Source organism: Nocardia sp. NPDC003345 (genome assembly GCF_053589395.1).
In genome coordinates this window covers 1-4,560 of record NZ_JBSFRU010000428.1, presented here as the reverse complement: position 1 = coordinate 4,560, position 4,560 = coordinate 1, and the positions used below count along the sequence as shown (strand labels likewise).

The following is a 4,560-nucleotide window of genomic DNA, read 5'->3' as shown; positions in this document are numbered from 1 at the left end:
GACGGCAACCCGCTCAGCGCCGATCCGCATTTCGCGGCCCAGCTGGCCGACGCCCGCATCCGCACCGAGGTGCTCGAGGTGCTGGAATTCCGGACTCTGGCCGCGATGGCGCAGGGCAAGGATCTGGGTACCTCCTCGTCGATGCTGAAGATCCTGTCCACCGAACTCAGCCAGCAGCTCACCGAGCTCGCGCTCACCGCGGCCGGGCCGCGTGGCCGCGTCTACCAGCCGCACGCCACCGCGCCCGGCGGTCCCATCGCCGAATACACCCCGCCGTCCGACGGCTACCTCAGCGGTGCCGACTGGCAGGCCGTGGCGCCCCTGCGCTACTTCAACGACCGCGCCGGCTCGATCTACGCCGGCAGCAACGAAATCCAGCGAAATATCCTCGCCAAGGCAGCATTGGGGCTCTGATGGACTTCACCTTCACCGATGAGCAGCAGATGCTGCGCGACGCCGTCGCCGGTTTTCTCGCCGCCCGATACGACCTCGAGAAGAGCCGCGCCGCGGTGAAAACCGGTGCGGGCTGGCAGCCCGAGATCTGGCGTGGCCTGGCCGAACTGGACATTCTCGGCCTGACCCTGCCCGAAGAGGCCGGCGGCTCCGGTGGCGGGCCGGTCGAGAGCATGATCATCGCCGAGGAGCTCGGCCGGGCCCTGGTCGTCGAACCCTACGTCGACACCGTGGTGGTCGGGGGCGGACTGTTGCGCCGCTCCGGCGGCGAGAGTGCGCAGGCGCTGCTGTCGAAGATCACCGAGGGAGCCGCGCGTATCGCCTTCGCCGCACTCGAACCCGGCTCCGGCGAGGTGCGCCACGACGTCTCGGTCACCGCGCGGCGCGACGGCGCGGACTGGGTCCTCGACGGCGCCAAGATCGTGGTGACGAGCTTGCCCATCGCCACCCACCTGATCGTCTCCGCCCGTACCTCCGGCGAACGGCGTGACCAGGACGGGATATCGCTGTTGCTGGTCGACTTCGATCCGTCCGCACCGCCCGCCGGTGTCGAGGTGCACCGGTACCGCACCATCGACGACCGGGTGGCCGCCGATCTCACCTTCAGCGGTTACCGCGTCCCCGCCGACGCGCTGCTCGGCGAAGAAGGCCGGGCCTGGCCGATCATCGACGCGACCGTCGATGACGCCATCGCCGCGGTGGCCTCGGAGGCCGTCGGCCTGATGCGCAAGGTACTCGACGACACCGTCGAATACACCAAGCAGCGGCAGCAGTTCGGCGTGCAGATCAGCAGCTTCCAGGCGCTGCAGCACCGCATGGTCGATATGCTGATCGAGCTCGAGCAGAGTGTCGCCGCCGCCTATCTGGCGGCCTACGCGCTCGAGGCCGAGCCCGCCGAACGGGCCCGGGCCATTTCGGCGGCCAAGGTCACGATCGGCCGCGCCACCCGGCTGCTCGGCCAGGAATCGGTACAGCTACACGGCGCCATGGGTATGACCGAGGAATTGGCCATCGGTCACTATTTCAAGCGCCTCACCGCCATCGAATACGAATTCGGTTCCAGCTCCGATCACCTCGCGCGCTATATAGCGCTCACGAGTTCCTGATCGGAAAGCGCACCCCATCCACCTGTGCCCGGGTGGGGTGCGCGCACACCTGTGCCGGGCCGTGCGGTGGCTCGTCAGAGGGGGATCACCGCGCGGCCCGGTCCGGGTATCAGTACTCGAGTTCCGTCCACGCAACGGTGATCGGGAACGGGAAGTCGATATGCACGCCGTCGGGGTCGGCGGGGGACCATTCACCGGCGAGAACATAGTTCGCCGGGTGCAGGGGACGCACTCCGTCCGGAAGCGGACCCAATTCGGTCGCAAGCGCGTACGCGCGCACCACGTCGATGGCGCTCACATCGCGCGCCAGAGTCACCTCCCAGTACCAGGGGATTCCGGCGGCCGCGTAGCGACCCTTCTTGGTCTCCATATCGGATTGGGAATCGGACGGAGACAGCACCTCGCCCACCGAGAGGGTAGCTGCGGCGCGAACATCTTGGAATGGGGCTTCAGGGCACCGGCAGATCAGAAAGTCCGGTGTCAAGAAATCCGACTTTCCACTGGTGCCGAGGAAGACATTGGTCTCGGTTTCCACCCGCCAGCAGGTTTCTGGCCTCTCGGACATCGACTTGCGCGCGCAGCGTTCCAGCGCATTGGTCAGACGGCGGCCGAATGCTTGATGCTCGATGGGACCGCGCCGTACCCACACCACGCGGCCCTCCCAGAGTTCGATCGAGCCCGCGATCTCCTCGGGTAGCTGTTCGAGCTGTTCCCAGGTCATGTATTCAGGAAGGTCGGGGTGCTCGACATTCGGCCCGGACATACCACCATGGTATTCCCGGCCGGTGTCCTGTTCGGAGCCATGCGCCGGAATAGCAGGTTCGGGTATCGGCTTGGATCACGATATGACGGACACCCAGTTCGACCCCCGCACCCTGTTGAGCGAGAGTCGCCTCGGCGTCCTCGCCACCATCAAAGCCGACGGACTGCCGCAGCTGTCGCCGGTCACCCCCTACTACGACCGCGCCGCCGAGATCATCTACGTCTCCATGACCGAGGGCCGGGCCAAGACCGTGAACCTGCGCCGCGATCCACGCGCGGCGCTGGAGGTGACCCGGGCCGACGGCTGGGCCTGGGCGACGGCCGAGGGGTCGGTGACCCTCACCGGTCCGGGTACCGATCCGCACGGGCCGGAGGTCGAGGCACTGGTGGACTACTACCGTGCGGCCGCCGGGGAACATCCCGACTGGGACGAGTACCGGTCGGTCATGGTTTCCGACCGACGCGTTCTCATGGCGCTGTCCGTGGACCGGGTGTACGGCGCCGCACTGCGCTGAGGTACGACGACCGGTGCTGCCCGGCCGTGACAGCGGACGACGGGAGCGGGGCCCAGCGAATTCACTCGCTGGGCCCCGCTCCCGTTCGATCGACTCCGTCTAGCTCTTGCGGCCCGGCGCCTTCGCGCCGGATTTGAAACCGAGCGCACCCGGCTTCGCCTGCGGCGGGGTCGCGCCGGAACCGTTGCCCGCGGCGCCGTTTCCGTTACCGGACGAATCCGTCGTGGTCTCGGAAGCCGGTTCCGGTGCGGCCGCGGTGGTTTCCGGGGCCGTGTCTTCGGCTTCGGCGGGCTCCGGCTCGGGTTCGGGCGCGGGGGCCGGGGCAGCGGCGCCGGGAGCCTTCGGGCCCGGACGCTTGAATCCGGACTTCATGGCCAGACCCTTGGCCGGTTTGGACGGCTTGCTCTCCTGAGCAGGCGCGGGTGTGGCCGGTGCTTCTGCTTCCGCCGGAGCGGAATCGGTGCCGGCGGACTCCGCCGGGGCCTCGGCCGGAGCCGGTGCGGCGGCCTTGGCACCGGGAGCCTTCGGACCGGGCCGTTTGAACCCGGACTTCATGGCCAGACCCTTGGCCGCGACCGTGGGCTTTGTCTCGGTCGGTGCGGAATCCGCGGTCGTCCCCGCATCCGCGGTCGTTTCCGCCTCAGTGGTCGCCGCCTCGGATTCCGGTTCGGCGGCCGGTGCCTTGGCTCCGGGAGCCTTGGCGGCCCCCTTCATCGCGAGACCCTTACCCGGGGCCTTCGCGGCTCCCTTCATGCCCAGACCCTTCACGGGCGGGGCGGCCTTCGTCTCGCCCGATTCGGCCGGAGCGGTTTCGGCGGGCGTGGCTTCGGCCTTGGCACCAGGGGCCTTCGCCGCACCCTTCATAGCCAGACCCTTACCACCGGGTGCCTTGGCGGCTCCCTTCATACCGAGGCCCTTGGCGGGCGCGGGAGCGGCGGTCTCGCCCTCGGCGGCCGGTGCCTTCGCCTCGCCGCCGGGTGCCTTCGCACCGGGTGCCTTGGCGGCTCCCTTCATGCCCAGACCCTTACCGGGTGCCTTCGCCGGGCCCTTCATCGCCAGGCCGCCGCCCTTGGGCGCGGCCTTCTCCGCCGCCGGGGCGGCCTCGGCGACCGGTTCGGGTTCGGGCTCCGCTTCCGGTTCGGGTTCGGCCTTGGGCTGCTGGATGACCGTGAGGTTCTCGGTCAGCTTCGACGGGTCGACCCGTTCGATCGATTCCAGCATCAGCTGCGCGACGTCCACGACCTCGACGCCCTCGCCCTGCCCCGATTCCTGGCGGGCCGTCACACCGTCGGTGAGCATGACGCGGCAGAAGGGGCAGCCGGTGGCGATCTTGGCGGGCGAGGTGGTCAGCGCCTCGTCCACGCGGTCGATATTGATGCGCTTGCCGAGCTGCTCTTCCATCCACATCCGGGCGCCGCCGGCGCCACAGCACATGGACCGTTCGCCGTGCCGGGGCATCTCGACCAGATTCGACCCGGAGGCGGCCATCAGCTCACGTGGCGCGTTGTAGACCTTGTTGTGGCGGCCCAGGTAGCAGGGGTCGTGATAGGTGACGTTCTGCGTCACCGGGGACACCGGAACGAGCTGCTTACCGCGCACCAGCCGATTCAGCAGCTGAGTGTGATGCACGACCTCGTAGGTGCCGCCCACCTGCGGATACTCGTTGTTCAGCGCGTTGAAGCAGTGGGCGCAGGTGACGACGATCTTCTTCTTGCTCTGTTCCA

5 protein-coding genes are annotated in these 4,560 nt (G+C 68.6%); 3 read left to right on the top strand and 2 right to left on the bottom strand.

Going from position 1 to position 4,560, the window contains the following annotated elements; genetic code table 11:
- Positions 1–414: acyl-CoA dehydrogenase family protein (locus tag ACWDU1_RS29890; RefSeq protein ID WP_450003587.1), on the top strand; the 414-nt coding region annotated here is incomplete at its 5' end.
- Positions 414–1,559: an acyl-CoA dehydrogenase family protein gene (locus ACWDU1_RS29885; protein ID WP_450003585.1), complete on the top strand. Its 1,146-nt coding sequence runs from the start codon at positions 414–416 to the stop codon at positions 1,557–1,559. The genes ACWDU1_RS29890 and ACWDU1_RS29885, both read left to right, overlap by 1 nt.
- A 109-nt stretch (positions 1,560–1,668) precedes the next feature.
- Here ACWDU1_RS29885 and ACWDU1_RS29880 read toward each other — a convergent pair whose 3' ends face one another.
- Positions 1,669–2,322 (bottom strand): Uma2 family endonuclease, encoded by a 654-nt coding sequence (locus ACWDU1_RS29880; protein WP_450003583.1) that lies wholly within the window; start codon positions 2,320–2,322, stop codon positions 1,669–1,671.
- An 82-nt stretch (positions 2,323–2,404) separates the two neighbouring features.
- Between ACWDU1_RS29880 and ACWDU1_RS29875 the strand changes: the two genes are divergently transcribed.
- Positions 2,405–2,836 (top strand): PPOX class F420-dependent oxidoreductase, encoded by a 432-nt coding sequence (locus ACWDU1_RS29875; protein ID WP_450003581.1) that lies wholly within the window; start codon positions 2,405–2,407, stop codon positions 2,834–2,836.
- A gap of 99 nt (positions 2,837–2,935) precedes the next feature.
- On the opposite strand, the gene ACWDU1_RS29870 is transcribed toward ACWDU1_RS29875, so the two are convergent.
- On the bottom strand, positions 2,936–4,560 hold a 1,625-nt coding region (locus tag ACWDU1_RS29870), incomplete at its 5' end, for a (Fe-S)-binding protein (RefSeq protein ID WP_450003580.1).